Genomic DNA, 24,830 nt, shown 5'->3' with positions numbered 1-24,830 from the left:
AAGCGCATTATGGACGTTCGCCGTTGATGCGTCAACAGGCAAAGAATGGGTAAACAAAGGGTCACGTATGGTGCAAATTTCGCACGTACCCAGACGCTTTGATATAGTGTTGAGAACTCTTTACGTTGGAGGATGTAACCGGCATGTCCGATTCGAGCGACAGTTCTAAGCCGCGACCCAAGACCGCGGCCGTTCCACACTACACGGTGGGCGAGGAGATCATGAACTCCGTCACCCATGGTGTCGGCTGCCTGCTGGGTATCGCCGGCCTGGTGCTCCTGATCGTATTCGCTGCCCTGCGCGGCGGAGGCCCGGCCCACATGGCCGCGGCGATTGTCTATGGCGTCAGCATTATTCTCGAATATCTGGCCTCCACGCTCTATCACGCGATTCAGCCCGCGGGCGCCAAGCGCGTGTTCCGCATTATCGACCACAGCTGCATCTACTTGCTCATAGCCGGCAGCTATACGCCGTTTTGCCTCATCACGCTCGCAAACGACGGCGGCCCTATGCTGTTCTTTGCCGTGTGGGCCATTGCCATCATCGGCATCGCACTCGAGTGCTTTATGCGCGAGCGTCAACCGCACTGGGTAAGCGGCTTGGTCTACCTGCTGATGGGTTGGCTCGTCGTTTTTAAGCTGCCCGAGCTCGTGGCGCTGTTGAACCCCGTCGCGCTTGCCCTGCTCGCCGTCGGCGGCGTGTGCTACACCGTGGGCGTGCCGTTCTATATCGCCAAAAACGTGCGCTATCTGCACAGTGTGTTTCACTTGTGGGTGCTCGCCGGCAGTATCTTCCAGTTCATGGCGGTGATCCTCTTCGTAATCTAGCGACCGCGCCCACGGCCCCGCTCGCACGGGTGACTGGCGCAATTGCCGTATCCGCCATCAACGTTTTACCCTGACGTCCCGAATCTTGGAGGTTCGAGAAACTCCCGATGGACATAACCATCTCCCTTATCACTACCCTCGTCCTGACGCTTATCAACGGCTACTTCTCCATGTCCGAGATGGCTCTCACCACGGCTAAGCGCGCCGTGTTGGAGCACGATGCCGAGGAGGGCGATAAGCGCGCCGAGCGCGCCGTCCAGCTCGCCGCCGACTCCGATCAGCTGTTGGCCACCATCCAGGTCGCTATCACGCTCGTGGGCTTCGCCTCGTCTGCCGTCGCATCGACGAGCCTGTCCGACCCGCTTGCCACGTGGCTCATGAGCTTTGGCATCGCGCCGCTCTCTGCCATCGCGCGCGGCCTGGCGCCGGTCATCATCACCGTCGCCGTCGCCTTCGTGTCCATCGTGATCGGCGAGCTCGTGCCCAAGCGCATTGGTCTGGCCAATGCCGAGGGCGTGTCCAAGCAAGTCGTGGGGCCGCTTTCGGTGTTCCAAAAGATCGCCCGCCCGCTCGTGTGGCTGACCGGTGCCTGCTCCGACGGCCTGGCCCGCATCCTGCGCATCAAGAGCGCCGACGACCGCCAGAACGTCTCGGAGGAAGAAATCAAGTACATGGTCTCGGAGCAGGACGACCTGCTCGACGAGGAAAAGCGCATGATCCACGAGATCTTCGACCTGGGCGACACTGTTGCCCGCGAGGTCATGGTGCCGCGCGTGGACACCACTATGTGCGAGGACGACGAGACAGTCGCCGACGTGTTGTCCACCATGCGCCAGACCGGTTTCAGCCGCATCCCCGTCTATCACGAGGACCCCGACAACGTCGCGGGCATCGCGCACATCAAGGACCTGATTCAGCCCGCGCTCGACGGCAAGGGCGACCAGCCCATCGCCGATTACCTGCGCGACGCCACCTTTGTGCCCGACACCAAGGATATCCTGCCGCTGCTGTCCGAGATGCAGACCTCGCACGACCAGATCGTGGTTGTCGTGGACGAGTACGGCGGCACGGCCGGCATCATCACCATCGAGGACATCGTCGAGGAGATCGTCGGCGAGATCGAGGACGAGTTCGACCCCGACAACAAGTACCTCACGCGCCTTTCGCGCCGCGAGTGGCTCGTCGATGGGCGTTTTTCGTGCGATGACGCGATTGAGCTTGGTTGGCCGCTCGAGGAAAGCGATGATTATGAGACCATCGCCGGCTGGATTTTGGAGCTTTGCGACTCGGTGCCCGACATCGGAGAGGTGTTTGAGGTCGCAGGGTACAAGTTCAAGGTACAGTCGATGCGTGGCCAGCGCATCTCGCTCATTCGCGTGATCGCTCCGGCCGAAACCGATAAGAAGGATTCCGAGTCCTCGGCCGAGAAGCCGGCGGCGTCGGGTGCGGGCTCTGCGGACCCGCACGATGGCGACGAGTAGGGCAAGGAAGAGTAGGGGAGAGTTATGGCAGGCCTGTTCAACATCCTTAAGGTCACCGTCAGCGAGGACAAGATTTGCGCGCATGTGCTGGTGAACCCCGGCATGCCGCTCATGACCTCGGAGGATATCGAGGCCACGGCGCGCGTGTACTACCTGGTGCCCGCGATTGCCAAGCATCTGTGCCTGGGCGATTCGGGTCGCGAGTTCCAGGATTGCATGGGCCAGACCGAGCTTTGCCACCTGCTGGAGCACGTGACGGTCGAGCTCATGAACGAGACCGGTCTCGCTGGCAGCATTTCGTGCGGCCGCACGCGCGTGAGCGAGCACGACGAGCGTGTCTTTGAGGTCGAGCTTTCGTGTCCCGACGACGCGCTGGCCATCGGTGCGCTGTCTTCGGCGACCTTTATGATGGACTGGGCGTACCTGCACGCCGACCAGCCGGCCCCCGACGTGGAAGGCACGGTCGCGGGCCTGCGCAACCTGGTGCTGGGCATGCGTGCCGAGGCCGAGGGCAAGGACCCGCACGAGGCCGTTGCCGCTGCGAACGGCGAGGACGTGGCCGAGGATGTGCCCGAGGGCGATGCTCCTGCCGACGCCGACACTGAGCCCGTTGCCGAGGCGCCTGCTGAGCCCGAGTCTGCGGAGCCCCAAGGCGTCCCGAGCTTTGACGACGAGCCGCAGATGCCAATCGATACCGAGGGTGCGGTCGCCGAGAACCACGAGGCCCCCGCGGCCGTCTTTGGCGGTGCGGCAACGGCCCCGTCCGGCTCGGCGCATGAGGGCAACCTGCCGCTCGTCGATGGCGCCGGCGAGAACCCGGCCGCCACGGTCGCCATGCCGGCTATGCCGCAGGAGTAGGCTCACTCGCTTATCACCATCATGTACCTGCGCTTTTACCGTACGCAGATGAGCACGACGGCAAGTGTTGCGCTGCGGGTATAATGGACAGCATTCAAACGGTGGGCATCGAGGTGCCCGCAGGAGAGGAATGATCATGGGAAAGACTTTCAGCTTTGTCTCCGGTGCGCTCTTTGGTGCTGCCGCCGGCGCTATCATCGGCGTTGCTCTGGCCCCGCGCTCGGGTGCCGAGACCCGCGCCATGGCCGCCGATATCGCCAACGACGCCTGGGACAACATGCGTGACACCTACGAGCACAGTGCCGAGGAGGCTCGTGCCGCGGTCAACGACTTTGGCCCGATGGTCGACGCCAAGACCGATGACCTGCGCGCCAAGGTCGACCTGGCCCGCGAGCGCATGGACCAGCTTCGCGAGCAGCTCAACGACGCCATCTCGGGCGGCAACGTGACGCCCGCTGCCGACGTCGTGGTCGAGAACGTCACCGAGGCCGGCACCGAGGCCACGGAGTCCTCGACCGAGGCATAATGCGCGCAGGGGATTTTGTCGGCGTCAAGGTTTATCGTAAGCCTGCCGAAGACAAGCGCACCAAAAAGGACGGCACGCCGCGCAGCCCTAAAAAGCTCGGCAAGATTCACTTTCCCGTCTTTACCCCGGGCGGTACGCGCGTGGTGGGCTTTATGGTTCGCCAGTCCGATATCGCGGGTATGATCGAGCGCTCCGACCGGTTTGTGGCGCTCGATGCCATCGGCGTCTATGAGGGCACTGTCGCGGTCGACGACGTCAAGGGCACCTACGATGCCGCCGCGGCCAAGCGCCTCGATATCAACCTGGACGATTGCATCATCTGGGTTGGCATGGACGTGCGCACGGAATCGGGCGATGTCGTGGGCTACTGCTCGGACGTTGAATTCAAGCCGCGTTCGGGCATTGTACAGACGTTCTATGTGACCGCCAGTGCCGCATCGAGCATGTTGGTGGGCGACACGCAGGTGCCGCCGACGATGCTGCGCGGCTACGAGAACGGCGCGATGATTGTCTCGGACGAGGTCAAGTCGCTCGGGTATTCGGGCGGCGCGGCCGCCAAGGCTGCCGAGGCCAGTGTCGTGGTGGGCGATAAGGTCAAGAAGGGCGCCAAGGTGCTCGATGACAAGGGATCGGTCGCCGTGGACAAGGGCAGCCGCGCACTGGGCAAGCAGCTCGGCAAGACGCGCGGTATGTTCAAGGCCTTTAAGGACGAATATCAAAAGGCGAGCGGGGGCTCGTCAAAAGCTAGCAAATAGCGACGTACCAAATGATGGGAGGCGAGCCGGAGACATGTTGCTCCGGCTCGCTGTGTTTATGGGGGAGGGCACATGCGCCAAAACGGATCTAACTTAAACGGGCCCTCGGGTGCGCGTCCGACGGCGCGCTGCGACCTGGGGCAGCTGCCCAGCGGCCAGCGTCGACGTCGCCGTAAGCCCGGCGCGATGTACCTCAACCATAGCCGTGGGTTTAGCGATCGCAGCGCGCGCATCGGCAACGGGCGCTCGCCGCGCCGACCGTCCCGCCTGCCCTATGCGCTCATCGCCGTGGGTTGCGCGCTCGTGCTGTTTATCGCTGCCGTCGTGGGCTACGTCAACCGCAGTGTGGACGTGGAACTCAACGGGCAAAAGACCGCGGTGCGCGTGGGCTCTACGTTGCAGAATCTTATCGACGATCAAAGCCTGACCGAAACGTACGACGCCGGCGATCTGCTGGCCGTCGACGACAGCGTGCTCAAGCGCCATGGCGGCGAAAAGCTGTCGGTGAAGGTCGACGGCAAGCGCGTGAAGCAAGGCAAATGGGATAGTCACGAGCTTACGGGTGGCGAGAAGGTGACGGTCAAGGACGGCCGCAACGTGTACGAAAAGCATGAGGTCCAGGCCACGACTATCGAGCCAAAGCTTAAGGTCGAGGGCACGGGTGCCATTGAGTATGTCAAAACCTGGGGTGTTCAGGGCCGCTCCGAGGTATGGGTCGGCGAGCAGTCGGGCAAGACGCAGGACCGCGGCGAGGTCGTGCCCGCCACCGACTGCGTGGTCGAGTGCGCAAGCGTAGCGCCCAAGGGCAACGAAAAGTACGTGGCCCTGACATTTGACGAGGGCCCGAGCGGCGCGACCAAGCAGATCTTGCAGGTGCTCAAGGAAAAGGGCGTCACGGCGACGTTCTTCCTTTCGGGCGATGCCGCGGAAGCCTCGCCCGCTACTGCCAAAGCGATTGCCGATGCCGGGTGCGAGATCGGCTCCAACAGCTACAGCGATGATTCGCTCAAGGGCGAGGATCGCGAGACGGTGCGCAAGCAGATCACGAAGGGCACCGAGGCGATTAAGTCGGCGACCGGCGTCGAGACGATGCTGCTGCGTGCCCCCTACGCCGCGTTTGACGAGCAAAACTGGATTGACTCGATGGACCTGGTATCCGCCGTGGTTTCGTGGAATATCGATTCGGGCGACTGGCTGCTCAACGGCGCTGACGAGCAAGTATCGACCGTGCTCGACTCGATGACGCCGGGCAATATTGTGCTGCTCACCGATAGCGATGAGTGCGCCGAGCAGACGCTCGAGGCGCTGCCGCAGATTATCGATGGCCTTGTCGCCGACGGCTACAAGATCGTGACGCTCAGCGACCTGGTCAAGACGGACACGGCATTGAGTAAAAAGCTCACCTCGCTCACCAAGGTTTCCATGCCCAAAAACGCCGTGTTCCCCCAACTCCCCAAGGACGACGACACCACAGAGTAGTCATTGGGGACGTGCTTAAACGACTGGTCGTTTAGGGCGGTCTTAATCGCTTTGTCCCACCGTGCTCATCTGGCTCTATGTCACGGATACGTCAGCGTTTGGTATGCCTGCGATGTGCAGCGCATAAATTCGGTGCCGCAGTGCGATGCTGATGCTATAGTTACTGCGGTTAATGAGGGTCAAGAGAAAGGTTACAGGTGAAATCCAAACCTCGACCATACAGTCGATGACCCCATGCAGGTGCTTTCTGCGCGTGCACGGGGTGTGAGTGCCGAGCGGTGTGCCGCCCGCGCATGCGTATACATATCTAAAAGTCCACGGATTGCGTGCCGGCATGGTCGCGCGGTCCGCAGGAATAATGATGGGGAGCACCATTGAATTATCTGAGTGAGATGCTCAAATTGCCGGTCTTGGACGTCGACGGCGAAAAGCTCGGCGTGGTTAACGATTTTGGCATTGCAACCGGCGAAGTTTTTCCGCACGTGACGTCGCTCGCGTTCCGCGGTCCCGGCAAGACGCCGTTTATGATCAGCTGGCGCAAATGGGTCGACCGTATCGACGAGACGGGCGTACACCTTAAGACGTCGGCCACCGAAATCCGTTTTTCGTACTTGCAGCCGACCGAACTCTTGCTTGCCCGCGACGTGCTTAACAAGCAGATTGTCGACACGCAGGGCATGAAGGTCGTGCGCGTCAACGACATCAAGTTTTCCATGTCGGGCGAAAATCAGCTGCGTCTGCTGGGTGCCGAGGTCGGCGCCCGCGGTCTGCTGCGCGCGATCAGCCCCACACTCGAGCATGTCGTCGAGGGCTTTATGAAGCATCTGGGCAAACCGCTCAGCGAGGACATTATCGCCTGGTCTTACATGGACCTGCTCGATCGCTCGACTAAGAACATCCAGCTCTCGGTGTCGCACAAGACGCTTGGCGAGCTGCATCCTGCTGACATTGCCGACATCATCGAGCAGCTCGACCCGCGCCTGCGCGCGCAGGTGTTCGCGCAGCTCGACACGGCACAGGCCGCCGAGGCCATCTCGGAGTTCGATGACGACGAGCTCATGACCGAGATGCTCGAGGGCCTGTCCGATACCGACGCATCGTCGATGCTGGCCATGATGGACCCGGACGACGCCGCCGACCTGATCGACGAGCTCGATTATGAGAAGGCCGAGAAGCTCCTGCGCCTGATGGGCGTCAAGGAGGAGAAGGCGATTCGTAACCTGCTGGGCTATGAGGACAACACTGCCGGCCGCATCATGACCTCGGAGTTTGTCTCCCTGCCCGCCACGGCGACGGTCGGCGATGCCATCGAGGCGATTCGCAAACTCGACGAGGACTTTGAGAGCGTCTATTACGTCTATACCGAGGATCCGAGCGGCATGCTGACGGGCGTGCTCTCGCTGCGCACGCTGATCGTGGCCGACCGCGACGCCACGCTGGGCCAGCTCGCCTATCGCGACCTGGTCTACGTGTCGCCCGACGAGGACCAGGAAGACGTGACGGACGAGATGACCAAGTACGACCTGGTTGCCATCCCTGTCTGCGACGAGAACCGTCATATCCTGGGTATCGTGACCTTCGACGACGCCATGGACGTTATCGCCGAGGAGCATCAGGAGGACCTGCAGATTGCCGGTGTCGGCTCGGGCGATAGCGCGTCGGACGACTCGACGAACGTGCTCAGCTGGTTCGTGCATCGTCAGTACTGGGTCGTCGTGTGGGGCATCGCCTCGTGTATTATGGCGACGGTGCTGGGAACGGCGCTGGGCTCCGCGCATCTGGTGGTGTTCCCCATGTGCGCCATGCCGCTCGTGCTGCTGGCGGCTTCGCGCATGGTGTCGTTCGTCAAGAACTACTTCTTGGAGTACGACGGTCACGACGACGAGCCCAAACCGTACCTGGGATTCTTCTTCCAGAGCACGGGTATGGGCCTGATCCTTTCGCTCGTGACCTATCTGTGTGCGCAGCTGGTGCGCACTGCCGCGTTCCTCGATGCCCCTATGTTTGAGGAGCAGCTCTTTACCGGCTGCTTTAACATCGCGGCCATCATCTGCCTGGTGGGCAACATGAGCGCCGTGATTTACCTGATGGTGCTGTTCTGGCGTGACGAGCACGACCTCAATACGTCGGGCACCGCCATGAACGTCATTGCCGTCATGATCTCGTGTGTGGCGTACTGTGCTGCTGCGGTGCTGCTCACCATGTCGGTCATGGGGTAGGTGGTCGTGTGCAAAATACGAAGCAAAAGCCGAGCACCAAGCAAAAGTTGACCATCGCGGCCATCTTTGGCGCCATGGGTCCCGGTCTGCTGGCGGCGCTTTCGGGCAATGACGCCGGCGGCATCGCCACGTATTCCAGCGCGGGCGCCAGCTATGGCTATAAGATGCTCTGGATGCTTCCCGTCATGACCGTGCTGCTTATCGTGACGCAGGAGACCGCGGCGCGCTGCGGATGTGTCACGGGTAAGGGCCTGGCGTCGCTCATTCGCGAGCGCTTTGGCGTTCGCAAGAGCGTGCTGGCCATGGCGGCACTGTTGATCGCCAACACGGCGGTGACCATCTCGGAGTTCGCGGGTATCGCGAGCGGCCTTGCTCTGTTTGGCGTTCCGGCGAGCATCTCGGTGCCGCTCGTGGCGCTGCTGGTGTGGATGCTTACCATGTCGGGCAGTTTCCAGCGCATCGAGAAGATTCTGCTGCTGGTAAGCTGCGTGTTCGTGACCTACATCGTCGCTGCGTTTATGGCCGGCCCCAACTGGGGCGAGGTCGCGGTCGACTTGGTCGTCCCCAATATTCAGAACGATCCCAGCTACGTGTCGCTCGTGGTCGCAACGATCGGTACCACCATCGCACCGTGGATGATCTTCTTGGCTCAGAACAACGTGGTCGATAAGAATGCGGGCGAGGACGACATCGTGCTGCAGCGTATTGATACCGTGAGCGGCTCGATCGCTGCTGATATCATTGCGGGCTTCATTATCATCACGACCGGTACGGTGCTGTTCCCGGCGGGTATTCAGATTAGCGATGCCGCCGATGCCGCCCGCGCGCTGGAGCCCATCGCGGGCCAGTGGTCCACGGTGCTGTTTGCCTCGGGCCTGGTCGCAGCGAGCTTTTTGGCTGCCTGCGTGCTGCCGGGCGTTACGTCGAGTGCCATCTGCGAGGCTTTTGGTTGGGAGCGCGGCGCCGATCGCAGCTGGGACGAGGCCCCGGTTTACCGCGGCATCATTACGGCCATCATCGGCATTTCTGCTGTGTTGGTGCTCATGCCTGGCGTCGATTTGTTCCAGATTATGATGACCTCGCAGGTCATCAACGGCGTGCTGCTGCCCGTAGTCTTGGTATTCCAGGTGGTTATCGCGGCGGATCGCCACATTATGGGCGCCAACCGCAACGGCCGCGTATGGAACGTGCTCACGTGGGCGACTATCGGCGTGATTACGGTGTTGACGGTCGTCATGTTTGTACTGCAAGCGATGGGCTACAGCGCGTAGCGCCTCTTTTGGGTTTCGAACAGGCCGCAGCGATGGGCTGCGGCCTGTTTTTCGTCTGCTATAGGGCGTTAGTTATATGGCGGTGGGCAAAAAATGCCAAATATGAGTACTGTTGCTAAGTGAATAGCATTTACATCCAAGAAGTTAATGAACATAACCTATAGTATGTTCATTAAAATTGGCTCCAATATGCCTTAAACCAGTCAGGTTGGCTGCTTTAGGGGGTTGTAGGGGTCGCTCGGACGTCATTTTGGGTGGTTTTGTCTGCTACTAAAATTGCAACAGTACTCATATTTGGCCTTTTTTGCCCACAGGCCTTTGGGGTTGCGGCGAAAAGGGCTTGTTTTGATTGTTTGGAGCAGGCGCGAGGCACGGAAACGATGTCTGGAGCGGCGGAGCGGCTTGGAATTCATCCGTAGAGGTCTTCATCGGCTGCGTCAGGAGTGTCTCCAGGTGCCGGCACATAAGGAACGTCCCTAACTGCCGCAGGGGGCGTCGGCCACGGCCGACGCCCCCTGCGGGTGTGAGCGGATTTGACTGCGCGTTACTTGTCGCCGCCGAGCTTGTGTGGCTTGTAGGCGAGGGCATTGACGAGTGCATCGGCGGCGGACTTGACGGCTGCCGGCTGCGGATCGTTGACGTGGTCCTCGGGGTGCACGGGCAGGTCCTTCTTGACCGCATCGTGGATGAGATTGAGGTACTCGGCCACGCCGGTGGCCGACAGGTGCGTGCCGTCGCCGTCAAACAGGTCGTTGCGGTTGGCGCTGTACCCGTACCAGTCGATAACGCGTACATTCTTGTAGCGCGTTGCGGCGTTGGCGATGGCCTGGTTCGTGGACCCGACCCACGGCTGCGGGCTACGCGTGTTTACAAACACGACAATGCGCTGCTCGCCGGCGTCGGCCATGATCGCGTCGACCTGGGCGTCCGTTACCAAACCGTTGGTGCCCAGGGCAAAGACCACGATCTTGCCGGCAAGGTTCTGCTGGATATAGCCCTCAAATGTCGCGCGGCCCGCATCAAACTGGCGGCCCTTTTCGGCATCGATATGGCTGTGCGGAAACACACCGTCAAAGGAATCAACGGCGCGTAGCGACACGGAGTCACCGATCATCAACAGGTCGTAGGAGCCATCGGGGAAGCCGTCGTTGTCCTTGTCGGTGTCATCGGCCGCCTGCTGGTCGGTGGGCGCGGTGTTTTTGGCTTCCTTGTTCAGAACTTCGGCGCCCTCGCCGCTCAGCGCGGACGTCTCGGGCACAAAGATCAGGCCGCCCAGTGCAACGACCAACACGACAGCGCAGGCTGCACAGACAGGGACGTGCGTGCGTGCCCAGTTGGCGGGCGTGGTGGTGCCATCGCGGAATTCGGTGACGGTGCGGCCGAAGGCGCCCTTTCTAAACGGCGTTTCGATAAAGCGATAGGAGCACTCGGCTACGGCGACCACCACAAGTACCTGCAAGATGTACTGCCACCAGGGCGTATCGTTGATGTTGGCGACCGGGTTCATGAGCAACAGCAGCGGATAGTGCCACAGGTAGATGCTGTACGAGCGCTTGCCAACCCACACGAGCGGCTCGGCGGACAGCGCGCGGGCAACCATTCCCTGGGGCTGCACGCAGGCCGCGATGACCATGAGCGTGAGGATGGAGCATAACAGCGTGCCGCCGCGATACTGGAACGCGGTATAGCCGTTGGTGAGCGCGACCATGGCGGCAAGGCCAACCAGACCCACGACGCCCAACACATCGATGGATGCGGGCGAGGACCAAAAGCGCACGAGGGCGCTCGGCTGTGCCGGGGCGGTCTCGGCTGATTCGTCGGCCTTCTCGCCAGGCTTGCCCTCGGCGTTCTTGCCGTGCTTGGCGGCGCCAGCCAGGCGATTGAGCCCCAAACGATGTGCGAGACGCACCGGCGCCAGGTCGCGATCGGGGATAAAGGCCATCCAGGCACCCAGCAGCAGCGAGAACACGCGGGTGTCGGTGCCGTAGTACACGCGGCTGGGGTCGGCGGCAGGGTTGTAAAGCACCATCATGGCGAGGGCAGATACCGCGGCAAGGCCCAGAACCACGCGGCGCGTGTTGGGCTTGCTCACATGCATGGATACCATGGCAAACAGCAGTGGCGGCCAAATCAGGTAGAACTGTTCCTCGATGGCAAGCGACCAAAAGTGCGTGAGCGGTGAGGGGTCGCCCAGAGCATTGAAGTACGAGACGTTTTGGGCAATCTGCCACCAGTTGTTGAAGAACAGCAGCGACGGCAGGATGTCGGGGCGCATCTTGGTGAGCATCACGTGGTTAAAGATGGTGCACAGCGCGCAGGTCACGAACACTACCGTTACCACGGCGGGGACCAGGCGACGGATGCGGCGAATCCAGAAGCTCTTAAGGTCGATGCGACCGGTCTTAGCGACTTCGTTGAGCAGCAAGCGCGTGATCAGATAGCCCGAAAGCACAAAGAAGATCGTGACGCCGAGCAGGCCGCCCTGAGCCCACGTGAGGTTGAGGTGATAGAGCACCACCGCGACGACGGCGAGCGTACGCAGACCGTCGAGCGCGGGAATGTAGCGGGACTTGGGGCGAGCGGTCGCCCGTTCTTTTGCAGCGCTGTTGGTGTGGGTGCCCTTATTGGCGGGCGCGCGATGGGAGCCTGCGGCGTGGCGCGACTCGCCGGTGCGGCGGTCGGCGCGCGGGCGTTCGTGCGGCGCCTGGTTATCGGGCGCGCGGCGCGGGCCGCGCGGGCTCGATTGTGGGAATTGTTCCATAAAACATCATCCAATGACGAGAATAATCAGCACGTCTTCATTGTAACCGCCTGCTCCTGTGAATGCTTGCTGCCGGCGCAAGCTCAAGCGCGCGTCCACATCAAAGTGAACTAAAGTTATAGAGGCGCGAGAGCGCACGATTGACGGCCAACGGCGGGTGCAGAGCCCGCGGACGAGGAGGTTTCCATGGCAGATAGCGGCATCGTTGCGGTGTTCGGCAGCATGAACATGGACCTTTCGGTGGCGTGCGAGCGCATGCCGCGTGCGGGCGAGACCGTTGGCGGCAGCGGGTTTATCACCAACGCCGGCGGCAAAGGCGCCAACCAGGCCGTAGCTGCTGCGCGCATGGGCGCGCACGCGCATATGATCGGCGCGGTCGGCTGCGACGCATTTGGCACGTCGCTCGTGGCGGGGCTCCAAGACGCCGGCGTGGACTGTGTCTTTGTAGCGCGTCGCGATGACGTGGAGACGGGAACGGCGACCATCATTCGCTGCGAGGGTGACAACCGCATCGTGCTGTCGCCGGGTGCCAACCATGCGCTCGCGGGCGAGGATGTTGCCCGCGCGCTGAGGCGTCTGGTAGCCGATGAGCTCGACGGAGACGCCAGCGATATTGCCCCGGCTGTCGGAAGCGTCTTTATCGCCCAGGGCGAATGTGACCTTGCAGCGACGGCCGAGGCGCTCGTTTGCGCTCACGAGCTGGGGTTCTATACGGTCTTTAATCCAGCTCCTGCCTGCGAGTTGCCTGCGGAGGCCTGGCCTGCGGTCGACCTGGTCTGTCCCAACGAGACTGAGTGCCAGGTGCTGACGGGCATCTTGCCCGCGGATGATGCGAGCTGCGTCGCGGCGCTCAATGCCCTGCTCGCCAAGGGTGCCGGAGCTGCGGTCATCACGTTGGGCGGCGCCGGGTCGGTTACGCTCGGCGATGACGGCGAGCCGCTGCGCATGCCGGCGCTCTCGAGCACGTTGGTCGATACGACGGCCGCGGGCGATACATTTATCGGTGCGCTTGCCGCGGCTCGTCTGGAGGGCCTGCCGCTCTTTGAGTGCATGGCGGCGGGTGCACGCGCCTCGGCGGTGACGGTGTCGCGCCTGGGCGCACAGCAGTCGATTCCCACGCGCGCCGAAGTTGATCGCGTGTTTGATTTAGACGATTTGGTACAAGACGGAGAAGCGGAGTAGAGCAATGGCAATCAAGAAGCTGATCCTTGATCTGGATATGGGTGTGGACGATGCGATGGCGCTTGCCTATGCCATCGCGAGCCCCGAGGTGGAACTCGTGGGCATTACCACATGTTTTGGTAACGTGCGCGTCGACCAGTCGGCACATAACTGCCTGGCGGTGCTCGATCTGTTGGGTCGTCCCGAGGTGCCGGTGTACCTGGGCGCCGATCGTCCCATCAAGGCGACCGAACCCTATACGCCGCCGGCGTCCACGACGCTCATCCACGGCAAGAACGGCATTGGCGGCGCAAGCGTGCCCGCCTCGCCGTACGAGCCGGTGGGCGCGACGTCGGCCGATGGTAACGCCGCGGTCGATTACCTGATCGATGCCGCGCGCACCTATGGCCCCGACTTGGTCTATGTGGCGACCGGCCCGCTCTCCAACCTGGCGCTTGCCCTGGAGCGCGATGCGGCGGCGGTGATGTCTATCGGCCGCGTGGTGGTAATGGGCGGTGCCCTGACCGTGCCCGGTAACGTGAGTGCGGGTGCCGAGGCCAACATGGCAAGCGATCCCGAGGCGGCCGATGCCGTGCTGCGCTCGGGCCGCAAGCTCACCATGGTGGGCCTGGACGTGACGCATCGCGTGGTGCTCACGCGCCGCGACATTGCCGGTTGGACGGGCTCGGGCACCATGGCGGGCTGCGCATTTGCTAGCATGGTCGAGCACTACATTGGCTCGTACGAGATGAACGCACCCTACCTGGGTGGTTGTGCGCTGCACGATCCGTTGGCCGTTGCCGTGGCGATCGACCCCACGCTCGTAGGTGCACTCGGCTGCAATCTGCGTGTTGATCTGCTGGGCGAGTATCGCGGTCGCACCATTTGCGATGAGCACCGCCTGTCCGACCCCGACAAGAGCGCGCTTGTGGCACTCACCGTGGACGCCCCGCGCTTTCTGTCCGAGTTCAAGGCGCGCATGGCCCGCATCCTAGGCTAGGCTCGGGATCGAAGCACGCCCATCTGCTCGATGTGGCCGCTGGCGGGCCGACATCTACCGTTCGCCAGCCCGATGGTCCCCGGGGCGGGGAGAGCGCTATAATGCATTCTGCATCTTGGATTGTTACTCCTGTGTGGAGGCATGCCCAAGAGCAATACAACACGGATTGTTACGTAAGGCATGACCGCAATAGCACTGCTATTGGCTATCATGCCTTTTTCTGTGAGTGTTCTTGAAAGGAGGTTCACCATGCTTGCAATTAAAAAGCTTAACAACAACGCGGTTCTTTGCCGTGACGGACAGGGGCGAGATGTCATCGCCATGGGCAGGGGCGTCGGTTTCGGCGGAGATTTTCCTCGAGAGCTCCCTCTTTCTAAAATCGAGCATACGTTTTACGACATTGATCCTAAAGGACAAGATGTCATGAGGGATCTTCCCTCGGATATCGTGATGTTTGCGGCGAAAGTTATGGACATCGTTGCCAACGAACTGCCCTACGACCTCTCGACCAATGCGACGCTGTTCATGGCTGATCACCTGTCGTTTGCCGTTGCGCGAGCCCAAAAGGGGGTCCGCATCGCGATGCCTCTTGCCTATGAAGTGCGGGAGACGTATCCGAAGGAATACAAGGCTGCCCAGTTTATCGTCATGCGACTCGAGAAGGAGCTCGGAGAGCGGCTTCCCAAGGATGAGATTGCCAGTATTGCGATGAATCTCGTGAACGCACGGGTTGTTGAAGCCGTCAAAGCCACGGCCGAGCCCGCAAAGCAGTTCGACGATATGCTCGAGGACGTTATCGAGATTCTCGAAAGCGATTTCCGCATTATTGTCGACCGCGATTCCTTTGATTTCACCCGCTTCGCCACGCATCTGCGGTACCTGTTCAAGCGCATTCAAGCCGGCGAGTCGCTGAACAGCGCCAACATGCAGATGTACAAGAACTTTCGTGAGGAGTTTCCGCAGTTGGCAGAGTGCGTGAAGCATATCGGTTCCTATTGTCGTGAAACGTGGGACGCCACGCTCTCCGAGGAGGAGGAACTCTATCTGATGATCCATCTCAACCGGATCATCTCCAAAAAAGGATTGTAACCCGTAGCCATTCGGGGCATGACCTTTGCCGATTCGAACAGTAAGCCAAGATTGTGCAAAGGAGCCAATGATGGCAAATTACAAAAAGGTGGCAGAGCAGATTCTCTCCACTGTGGGCGGGGCGGAAAACGTGGCTTCGGTTACGCATTGCATGACGCGCCTGCGCTTCAACCTCAAGGATGAAAGCCTCTCGAATGATGAGAAGCTTGAGGACATCTCGTCTATCATCAGCGTCGTGCACGCCGGAGGGCAGGTGCAGCTGGTGGTCGGGCCCACGGTCGACAAGGTCTACGACGAGGTTTGTAAGCAGGGCGGATTCGAGGTCACGGTATCGATTGACGAGGAACTCGATGGCCCTCAGCTTAGCTGGAAGGAGCGCTTGGCGCCCAAGCACCTCTTCAATCAGCTGCTCGATGCCGTGAGCGGCGCTATCACCCCGATCCTTCCGATCTTTTGTGTCGCCGGTATCTTCAAGATGCTCGTTATTCTGTTTGGGCCCGAAGGCGCCGGTTTTATGTCCGAAACGAGCGACCTGTATCGGATCCTTTCCCTGGTGGGCGATGCGGCGTATTACTACTTCCCGGTGTTTGCCGCCTATAGCTCGGCTAAGAAGTTCAAAACGAGTCCTGTGCTGGCACTGCTCATCGCTGTTGTGATGATTTATCCCGACATGCTCGCTATTGTTGAGGACGGAAAGCCTTTCAGCGTCTTCGGCATCCCCATGCAGCTCGTCAACTACACCCAGGCTGTTCTTCCGGTCATCTTGATCACCTGGGCCCAGTCCTATGTTGAGCGCTTCTTTAAGAAGATCTCGCCTGATATGTTGCGCATTCTGATCGTACCCGTGGGTACGGTGCTCGTGATGTTGCCGGTCGCGCTGTGCCTCTGCGGCCCTGCCGTCCAATTTGTCATGGGCCTTGTGGCCGATTTCATCATTTGGCTCGCCTCTGTTGCCGGTCCCGCTGCGACCGCGGTTATCGGCGCATTCTGGAATCTGATCATCGCCACCGGCATGCACGTGCCGATCTATACCGCCATATTGCCCGCCGCGCTCCAGAACGGTTACGACGCCATCTTATACCCCGGCACCGCGGTTGTAGCCTACACCACGCTTGCCATCGCGCTCGCCTATGGCCTGCGCGCTAAGGGCAAGGAGAGTCGAGCCACGGGCTGGAACTTGTTCATCACCTATGCCTTCGGTCGCGTGAGTGAGCCCATCATCTACGGCATCCTGTTTCGCGACAAGAAGGCTCTTGCCTGGAACATGATTGGTGGTGCTGTCGGTGGTCTGCTGGTAAGCCTTCTTCATGCCAACGTCTATATCTTCACTGGCGTTGGTTTCCCATGGATGAACGTGCTCATGTTTGCTCAGGATATCATCCCTGGCACCATCGGGTGTCTTGCTGGCGGTGCCGTGACGTTTGCGTTGGCGATGATTTTTGGATTTGAAGGACAGGAGAAGATGCCGTTGAAGTCCAAGAGCGGCGATTCTGAGGCCGTTGAATCCGTCGAGGCATAAGAGGCTACTACACAAATATGCTCCCCAGCCGTTGCGCGGTCCGACCCCTTGGCCGCGCAACGGTACTGTGCTGTTGCGCGGCACTTGCCGAGTCCGTTGCGTTCGACAGTGTGGGCCGGGAATTTGATAGAAAGGACGACACCATAATGTTTAGAGAAGATTTTTTATGGGGCGGGGCTCTGGCTGCAAACCAGTGCGAGGGAGGATGGAACGAAGGCGGTCGCGGTTTAGCCAATTCCGACATGCTGCCGTTTGGCGATCAACGCATGGACGTCATGCGGGGAGACCTTGATCCGCGTGCGTTGGCACCCGACAGCTTCTATCCCGCTCGCAAGGGCATTGATTTTTACCATAGGTACAAGCAGGATATTGAACTGTTTGCCCAGATGGGTTTTAAATGCCTGCGCTTATCAATCGCCTGGAGCCGCATTTTTCCCAAAGGAGACGAAGCCGAGCCCAATGAAGAAGGCCTTGCCTTTTACGAGGATGTTTTTAGGACGTGTCGCGCGCATGACATTGAGCCTTTGGTGACGCTCAACCACTATGATGTCCCCATGCATCTCGTCGATGCGTATGGCGGATGGCGCGATCGCAGGTTGGTCGACCTGTTCGAGCGATATTCGCGTACCGTGTTCGAGCGCTATCGGGGATTGGTCAATTATTGGCTGACCTTTAACGAGATCAACATCATGACGCAGGCGTGCTTTATGGCGGCGGGGATCATCTTCGAGCAAGGGGAGAATCGCTATGCAACGGTTCACACGGCCGTGCACCATGTATTGGTTGCGAGCGCCCGTGCGGTCGGGGCGTGTCATGAACTGTGCCCTGGGGCGAAGATCGGTTGCATGCTCAACGCAGGTGTCTTCTATCCGGCTACATGTGATCCGGACGATGTGCTGGCTGCGCAGGCTGAGAATCGCAGCCATTACATGTTTACCGACGTCCAGGTGCGCGGTGCGTACCCGAGCTATGTTCTCAAGGAATACGCCCGCCATGGTTTTGAGGTGCCCTATCGGGATGATGACCGCGAAGTACTGGCTGCAAACCTGGTCGATTTCGTCTCGTTTTCGTATTACTCGACGCGCGTCGCAAAAGCGCATGCGGAAGGTCAGTTCGATTCGAACCTTCTTCGCTCGGCGCCTAATCCGTATCTAAAACAGGAGCCTTGGGGGAGGTTTATCGACCCCAAAGGGCTGCGCGTCACCATGAATGAAATCTGGGATCGCTATCAAAAGCCGCTGTTCATCGTCGAAAACGGTTTGGGTGCTCCTGATGTGCCGGAAGATTCGGGTGAAATAGAAGACGACTATCGAGTTGAATACCTGCGGGCCCACATCGAGGCGATGAGGGAGACCGTCGAGCTCGACGGGGTGGAACTCATGGGATATACCTGTTGGGGCCCGATCGATTTGGTTTCGGTCGCCACAGGACAGATGCGTAAGCGCTACGGGTTTATCTATGTCGATCGAGACGATAGCGGTGCGGGCTCGTTTGAGAGACGTAAAAAGAAAAGCTTCGAATGGTACCGACGCGTAATAGCAAGCAATGGCGAAGACCTTGCGTAATAACGTTAAGATGGACAAATGCGCCCGTTGGGGGAATAGTCGTGCCACTTCGCTTGACAACAGGCTAAACTAGCTATTAAACATTTACTATTCTGTTTAGATTGAATTTGCGGTCGTTTATTTGCCGAGCCATCGAGTTGCGATGCTCCGCCACGGCCGTTGCTAGGGGGAACAATGGCCAAAGCAAGTGTTCGCGAGATCAGCCGCATCACCGGTTTTTCGCCTGCGACCGTGTCCAACGCGCTCAACCGCAAGCGCAGCGTGAGTGAGGAGACCGCCAAGGTCATCCTGGAGTGCGCGCAATCGCTTGGCTACCAGCAGTCGACGCAGCTCGAGAGCATTCAGTTTGTGCTCGCGCGCAAGACGGGCGCCATTTTGGACGAGAGCACCTTTCATCCCGCGGTTATTGAGGGCGTGGAGCGCCAGGCGCGTCGTCACGGTATGAGCACGAGCTTTGTCTCGCTCGACTTTAGCGACTTGGACGCCGTGCGTCCGCAGGTCGAGGGCCTGATCGCCGACCCGTCGGCCGCCATCGTGCTGATGGGTACCGAGCTGGGTGAGGAAGACTATGCCTTGTTCGCCAACGCTGCCGCCCACTTGATCGTGCTCGATGGCTGGAGCGATCGTCAGTACTTCGATGCCGTAGTCATTGCCAACACCGACTCGGTGCTGCGCGCCGTGGACTACCTTATCGAGAAGGGTCACAAGCAAATCGGCTATCTGGCAGGCGACCTTCGCATCCGCAACTTTAAGGATCGCGAGCGCGGCTATCGACAAGCGCTTGAGGATGCGGACCTTGAGGCCAACCCGACATGGCGCGTCACACTGGGCACCACGCTCGAAGGTGCTTATCGCGACATGGGCGCATGGCTCGACAGCGTCTCGCGCGACGACCTGCCGACGGCTTTCTTTGCCGAAAACGACGTGCTCGCCGTAGGCGCCATGCGCGCGCTGAACGAGCACGGCATACGTGTCCCCGAGGATGTCTCAATCATCGGCTTTGACGATCTGTCTTTGGGCGCCTTCTCCAATCCGCCGCTCACCACGGTGCACGTTCCCAAGCACGAGGTGGGCGAGATCGCGGTGCGCCGCCTGGTGGGCAACATCCGCAATCCCAAGAGCTATACCTGCAAGACGGCCGTGTCGACCTATTTTGTCGAGCGCCAAAGCGTGCGCGAAATCTAGGCAAAGGCAACGCTAGGCCGTAGGGAGGCAAAGCTCGCTAAGGCAGCCATACATAACGCTACTAAGAGAGGGTCCTTCGGGGCCCTCTTTTTGATGCCCCTGTATGTTCAGTTTGTTTACATACCGTTTAGGCTGATCTCTCTACCGTCTACGGGTATTTCGCGTTAAACTTCTAAACAGTAGAGTAAAATATTTAGTAAACAGAACAAAACGAAACATGCGTCTGTTTACTGAACATGTGATTAGGGGAGGACGTACATGGACAAGATCAAGCTCGGCTTTGTGCCCACGCGCCGCAGTATCTTTAGCGCGCCGGACGCAATCAAGTATCGCGGCCTGACGGCTGATCGCCTGCGCGAGATCGGCGTCGACATCGTGGATATCGACGACATCAATGACGAGGGCCTGCTGTTCGACGACAGCCATATCGAGCCTATCGTGAAGAAGTTCCGCGCCGAGGGCGTCGATGGCATTATGCTGTGCCACGCCAACTTTGGCACCGAGTACGTTTGCGCTCGCCTTGCCCGCGAGCTCGGTCTACCCGTACTGCTGTGGGGTCCGCGCGACGAGCGCCCCGAGCCCGACGGCACACGCCTGCGCGATAGCCAGTGCGGCCTGTTCGCCACCGGCAAGGTCCTGCGCCGCTTCCAGGTTCCCTTCACCTACATGACCAACTGCCGCCTGACCGACCCCGAGTTCGAGCGCGGCGTTTGGGACTTTTTGGCCGTTTGCAACGTGGTCAAGACCTTCAAGCACACCCGCATCCTGCAGATGGCCACCCGTCCATTCGACTTCTGGTCGACCATGTGCAACGAGGGCGAGCTGCTCGAGAAGTTCAACATCCAGCTTTCGCCTATCCCCATGACCGAACTTGTCCAGGCTGTGCGCGACGCCCAGGCCGACGAGCAGGCCATGGCCGCCATGCTTGCCCACATCAACGACAGCTTTGAGATCTGCATCCCCGAGGACAAGGTCCCCGCGGTCGCCGGTCTTGCCATCGCCATGAAGCGCTTGGTCGAGAAGTATGGCTGCAACGCCGGTGCCATTCAGTGCTGGAACGCTCTGCAGGACGAGCTGGGCATTATGCCCTGCGCCGCCAACGCCATCCTCAACGAGATGGGCATTCCTATCGTATGCGAGACCGATATCCACGGCGCCATCACCGCGCTGATGGTCGAGGCCGCCGACCTGGGCCGTCACCGCGGCATGTTCGCCGACTGGACCGTGCGCCATCCCGATAACGAGAACGGCGAGCTGCTGCAGCATTGCGGCCCCTGGCCCTGCAGCTGCGCGGCCGTCAAGCCCAAGCTCACCTACCCGCTGGCTTTCGATCACCCCGGCGCGCTGACGGCCGAGGCCAAGCACGGCGACCTCACCCTTGCCCGCTTTGACGGTGACAACGGCGAGTACTCGCTGCTACTGGGCAACGCCCGCGGCATCGACGGCCCGGCCGGCATGGGCACCTACCTGTGGGTCGAGGTCGACAACCTCAAGCGCCTCGAAGCCAAGATCGTCGAGGGCCCCTACATCCACCACTGCGTCGCTATTCACGCCAACGTGGTGCCGGTGCTCTACGAGGCGTGCAAGTACATCGGCATTGCCCCCGACCTGTACGACCCCATCGAAGAAGACGTTAAAGCCTACCTGCGAGGAGAGTAGAAATGGCAACTATCGAAGAGCTTGAGTCCCTGCGTTGGGACCTTCGCCGCGATTGCGTCGATATCATCATGGCTGGCGCCGGCGGCCACATCGGCGGCGACATGTCGGTGATCGACGCCCTCATGACCCTCTATGCCAACCACCTCAACATTTCGCCCGAGACCGTCGACGATCCCAACCGCGACCGCTTCGTGCTTTCCAAGGGCCACGCCATGGAAGCCTACTACGCGGTGCTCTGCCACGAGGGCTATCTTGACCTCGACGACGTCAAGGCCCGCTTCTCCAAGTTCGGCAGCCCCTACATCGGCCACCCCAACAACAAGCTCAAGGGCATCGAAATGAACTCGGGCTCGCTGGGTCACGGCCTGCCCGTGGCCGTGGGCATGGCGCTCGCCGGCAAGATGGACGGCCGCGATTACCGCGTCTACACCATCATGGGCGATGGTGAGCTTGCCGAGGGCTCGGTCTGGGAGGGCGCCATGAGCGGCGGCAACTACCAGCTCGATAATCTGTGCGCGCTCGTGGACCGCAACCGCCTGCAGATCAGCGGCAGCACCGAGGACGTTATGAAGCAGGACTCGCAGGAGGAGCGCTGGGCCGCCTTCGGCTGGAACGTGCTCTCTATTCCGGGCAACGACGTCCGGGCCATCGACGCCGCGCTGACGCTTGCGGCCGAGACCTGCGGCAAGCCCACGGTCATCATCCTCAACACGGTGAAGGGCTACGGCTCGCCCGTTATGGAGGACAAGGCCGCCTGGCATCATCACCTGCCTAACGATGAGGAATATGCCCAGATCATCGCCGATTTCGCTGCCCATAAGGAGGCCATCAATGGCTAACAAGATCGCCAATCGCAAGGTTATCTGCGACACGCTGCTCGAGGCCGCGAAGACCGATAAGGATATCGTCGTCCTGTGCTCCGATTCCCGCGGCTCCGCATCGCTCACGCCGTTCTTTGATCAGTATCCCCAGCAGTCCGTCGAGGTCGGCATTGCCGAGCAGGACCTGGTGAGCATCGCCGCCGGCATGGCTTCGTGCGGCAAGAAGGCCTGGGCCGCCTCGCCGGCGTCCTTTGTGACCACGCGCTCGTATGAGCAGTGCAAGGTCGACGTCTCGTACTCCAACACCAACGTCAAGCTCATCGGCATCTCGGGCGGCGTGTCCTACGGCGCCTTGGGCATGAGCCATCACTCCGCGCAGGATATCGCCGCCATGAGCGCGATTCCCAACATGCGCGTGTATCTGCCGAGCGACCGCTTCCAGACCGCCGAGCTCGTGCGGGCCCTGGTCGCCGACAACAAGCCGGCCTACATCCGCGTGGGCCGCAACCCGGTCGAGGACGTGTACGCCGAGGGCGAGTGCCCGTTCCAGATGGATCGCGCCACCTGGGTACGCCGCGGCACCGATGTAACGCTCGTCGCTACCGGCGAGATGGTCCGCCATGCCGTGGACGCTGCCGACCTGCTGGCCGAGCAGGGCATCTCGGCAACGGTGCTCGACATGTACTGCGTCAAGCCGCTTGACGCCGAGGCCGTGATTGAGGCTGCCGGTGCCACGCGCGCCGTCGTGACTGTCGAGGAGCACAGTCCCTTCGGCGGCTTGGGCTCTATGGTCGCGCAGGTGGTGGGCGAGCATTGCCCGCGTCCGGTCAAGTGCCTCTCCCTGCCCGACGCGCCGGTCATCACCGGCACGAGCCCCGAGGTCTTTGCACACTACGGCCTGACGGGTGCCGGAATCGCGCAGACCGTCGCCGAATTCCTGCCCACAGAGTAACTGGAATGTGACAAAGGGACCGTCCCTTTGTCACATTCGTTTTGAAAGGGGTGGCCATGGGCCGCTACATCATCGGAATCGATCAGTCCACGCAGGGCACCAAGGCGCTGCTGGTAGACGAGGGCGGCCATCTGATTCATCGTGCCGACCGCTCGCATCGCCAGATTGTCAACGAAGCCGGCTGGGTGAGCCATGATCCGGCCGAGATTGCCACCAATGTGCTGGCCGTGGCGCGTGCCGTGGTGGAGGAGACCGGGGTCAATCCGGCCGACGTCGCCGGCATCGGCATCTCCAACCAGCGCGAGACCACCGTTGCATGGAACCGCACGACGGGCGAGCCGCTGTGCGACGCCGTGGTGTGGCAGTGCGCCCGCGCCCGCGAGCTGTGCGACGAGTTGACCGCGCGCGAGGGTGTGGCCGAGCTGGTGCGCGACACGACGGGTCTGGTGCTCTCGCCCTACTATCCGGCGGGCAAGATGGCCTGGATCCTTGCGAACGTTCCCGCTGCTGCCGAGGCCGCGGCGGCAGGCGAGCTGTGCCTGGGCACCATCGATGCCTGGGTGGTCTGGACGCTCACGGGCGGCGCGGAGTTTCGCTGCGACTGGTCCAATGCCAGCCGCACGCAGCTCTTTGACCTGCGCCGTGGCTGCTGGAGCGAGCCGGTGTGCGAGGCCTTTGGCGTCGACGTGGCCTGCCTGCCGCAGGTGACCGATTCCGATGGCCTGTTCGGCATGACGGATCTGGGCGGCTTTTTGCCAGCGCCCGTGCCCATTCACGGCGTGCTGGGCGACAGCCACGCGGCCTTGTTCGCGCAGGGCTGCCACAGCCGCGGTATGGCCAAGGCGACCTATGGCACCGGCAGCTCGGTCATGATGAACGTCGGCGACGAGTTCGTTGCCAGCTCGCACGGGCTTTCGAGCTCGCTCGCATGGCGTATGGACGGCGTGACCGAGTACGTGCTCGAGGGCAACGTGAGCTACGCCGGTGCTGTCAAGACGTGGCTGCGCGACGATCTGGAGCTCATCAATAACCCCGAGGAAGTTACCGACCTGTGCTACGCTGCCAATCCGGCGAGCCGCGTCTACTTTGTGCCGGCGTTTACCGGTTTGGGCGCGCCGCACTGGGCGAGTGACGCCGAGGGCTGCGTCTTTGGCATGACGCGTACCACGGGTCGCGCGGAGTTCGTGAAGGCCGCCGACGAGTCGATCGCCTATCAGATCTTTGACGTGATCGATGCGATGGTCGAGGATTCGGGCGCGGTGCTGTCCGAGCTTCGCGTTGACGGTGGTCCCACGCGCGATGCGTACCTGATGCAGTTTGAGAGCGACTTGGTTGGCTCGCCTATCCGCATCGCGAGCAACGACGAGATGAGCGGCCTGGGTGCGGCCTGGGCCTGCGGCATTGCGCTGGGCATGTACACGCGCGATGTCGTCGACGTCTATGGGGCCCGCGGCATCGTGGAGCCTGCCATGACCGCCGACGAGCGCGCCAAAAAGATCGCCGGCTGGCGCCACGCCGTGAAATCAACGATTGCCTACACAGCCTAGAATGGTTTTTCTGGGACGGGGATTAAAAAAGGCTCTGTTAGACCAGGATTGACATACATGTGTCCCCACGGTGCCATATCGTTAGCCCTGTAGACCGCGATGATGGGGGCAGCATGAACGCCGAAGACCTGGTCCTCAACTTCAAGAAGGACATG

19 protein-coding genes are annotated in these 24,830 nt (G+C 61.1%); 18 read left to right on the top strand and 1 reads right to left on the bottom strand.

Annotated features, from left to right (window positions below):
* The first annotated feature begins 143 nt into the window (after positions 1–143).
* From AAA138_RS09450 to AAA138_RS09415, 8 genes are all read left to right on the top strand, one after another.
* On the top strand, positions 144–827 hold the full coding sequence (locus AAA138_RS09450; RefSeq protein ID WP_343000716.1) for a hemolysin III family protein: 684 nt from the start codon (positions 144–146) through the stop codon (positions 825–827).
* Between the two features lie 107 nt (positions 828–934).
* On the top strand, positions 935–2,308 hold the full coding sequence (locus AAA138_RS09445; protein ID WP_343000715.1) for a hemolysin family protein: 1,374 nt from the start codon (positions 935–937) through the stop codon (positions 2,306–2,308).
* A gap of 24 nt (positions 2,309–2,332) precedes the next feature.
* Positions 2,333–3,166, top strand: coding sequence for a hypothetical protein (locus AAA138_RS09440; protein ID WP_349090610.1), 834 nt, complete (start codon positions 2,333–2,335; stop codon positions 3,164–3,166).
* Positions 3,167–3,302: 136 nt separating this feature from the next.
* Positions 3,303–3,692: a YtxH domain-containing protein gene (locus AAA138_RS09435; protein ID WP_138113744.1), complete on the top strand. Its 390-nt coding sequence runs from the start codon at positions 3,303–3,305 to the stop codon at positions 3,690–3,692.
* On the top strand, positions 3,692–4,447 hold the full coding sequence (locus AAA138_RS09430) for a PRC-barrel domain containing protein (RefSeq protein ID WP_349090609.1): 756 nt from the start codon (positions 3,692–3,694) through the stop codon (positions 4,445–4,447). The genes AAA138_RS09435 and AAA138_RS09430 overlap by 1 nt, the downstream gene beginning before the upstream one ends.
* A 72-nt stretch (positions 4,448–4,519) precedes the next feature.
* Positions 4,520–5,926 carry a polysaccharide deacetylase family protein gene (locus tag AAA138_RS09425; RefSeq protein ID WP_349090608.1) on the top strand — a complete coding sequence of 469 codons (1,407 nt, stop codon included), beginning with the start codon at positions 4,520–4,522 and terminating at the stop codon, positions 5,924–5,926.
* 374 nt (positions 5,927–6,300) lie between these two features.
* Complete coding sequence (locus AAA138_RS09420; RefSeq protein ID WP_343006448.1) at positions 6,301–8,145, top strand: CBS domain-containing protein; 1,845 nt, start codon at positions 6,301–6,303, stop codon at positions 8,143–8,145.
* A gap of 74 nt (positions 8,146–8,219) precedes the next feature.
* A complete protein-coding gene (locus AAA138_RS09415) occupies positions 8,220–9,416 on the top strand; it encodes an Nramp family divalent metal transporter (protein WP_055252163.1) in 1,197 nt (398 codons plus the stop codon).
* 544 nt (positions 9,417–9,960) lie between these two features.
* On the opposite strand, the gene AAA138_RS09410 is transcribed toward AAA138_RS09415, so the two are convergent.
* Complete coding sequence (locus tag AAA138_RS09410; RefSeq protein WP_349090607.1) at positions 9,961–12,177, bottom strand: acyltransferase family protein; 2,217 nt, start codon at positions 12,175–12,177, stop codon at positions 9,961–9,963.
* Between the two features lie 186 nt (positions 12,178–12,363).
* Here AAA138_RS09410 and AAA138_RS09405 point away from each other — a divergent pair, with 186 nt between their 5' ends.
* From AAA138_RS09405 to AAA138_RS09360, 10 genes are all read left to right on the top strand, one after another.
* On the top strand, positions 12,364–13,359 hold the full coding sequence (locus AAA138_RS09405) for a ribokinase (RefSeq protein WP_349090606.1): 996 nt from the start codon (positions 12,364–12,366) through the stop codon (positions 13,357–13,359).
* Between the two features lie 4 nt (positions 13,360–13,363).
* Entirely contained in the window at positions 13,364–14,338 is a 975-nt protein-coding gene (locus AAA138_RS09400) for a nucleoside hydrolase (protein ID WP_349090605.1), read from the top strand.
* Between the two features lie 249 nt (positions 14,339–14,587).
* Positions 14,588–15,427, top strand: coding sequence for a PRD domain-containing protein (locus AAA138_RS09395; protein ID WP_229030469.1), 840 nt, complete (start codon positions 14,588–14,590; stop codon positions 15,425–15,427).
* 70 nt (positions 15,428–15,497) lie between these two features.
* Positions 15,498–16,946 (top strand): PTS transporter subunit EIIC, encoded by a 1,449-nt coding sequence (locus AAA138_RS09390; protein WP_271740368.1) that lies wholly within the window; start codon positions 15,498–15,500, stop codon positions 16,944–16,946.
* A gap of 146 nt (positions 16,947–17,092) precedes the next feature.
* Positions 17,093–18,511: a 6-phospho-beta-glucosidase gene (locus tag AAA138_RS09385; protein WP_164473267.1), complete on the top strand. Its 1,419-nt coding sequence runs from the start codon at positions 17,093–17,095 to the stop codon at positions 18,509–18,511.
* A gap of 174 nt (positions 18,512–18,685) precedes the next feature.
* Positions 18,686–19,696: a LacI family DNA-binding transcriptional regulator gene (locus tag AAA138_RS09380; protein ID WP_055252157.1), complete on the top strand. Its 1,011-nt coding sequence runs from the start codon at positions 18,686–18,688 to the stop codon at positions 19,694–19,696.
* Between the two features lie 258 nt (positions 19,697–19,954).
* Complete coding sequence (locus tag AAA138_RS09375; RefSeq protein ID WP_195535695.1) at positions 19,955–21,355, top strand: L-fucose/L-arabinose isomerase family protein; 1,401 nt, start codon at positions 19,955–19,957, stop codon at positions 21,353–21,355.
* 2 nt (positions 21,356–21,357) lie between these two features.
* Positions 21,358–22,194 (top strand): transketolase, encoded by an 837-nt coding sequence (locus AAA138_RS09370; RefSeq protein WP_199576976.1) that lies wholly within the window; start codon positions 21,358–21,360, stop codon positions 22,192–22,194.
* The gene (locus AAA138_RS09365) at positions 22,187–23,128 is read left to right on the top strand and encodes a transketolase C-terminal domain-containing protein (RefSeq protein WP_329738858.1); all 942 of its coding nucleotides are present in this window, start codon (positions 22,187–22,189) and stop codon (positions 23,126–23,128) included. Before AAA138_RS09370 ends, AAA138_RS09365 begins: the two co-directional genes overlap by 8 nt.
* 56 nt (positions 23,129–23,184) lie before the next feature.
* Complete coding sequence (locus AAA138_RS09360) at positions 23,185–24,675, top strand: glycerol kinase (RefSeq protein ID WP_329738859.1); 1,491 nt, start codon at positions 23,185–23,187, stop codon at positions 24,673–24,675.
* Positions 24,676–24,830: the final 155 nt, after the last annotated feature.

This window comes from Collinsella sp. CLA-JM-H32B, from assembly GCF_040098065.1.
GTDB lineage: Bacteria > Actinomycetota > Coriobacteriia > Coriobacteriales > Coriobacteriaceae > Collinsella.
The sequence above is the reverse complement of the archived record's forward strand: the minus strand, read 5'-3'. Positions and strand labels throughout refer to the sequence as shown.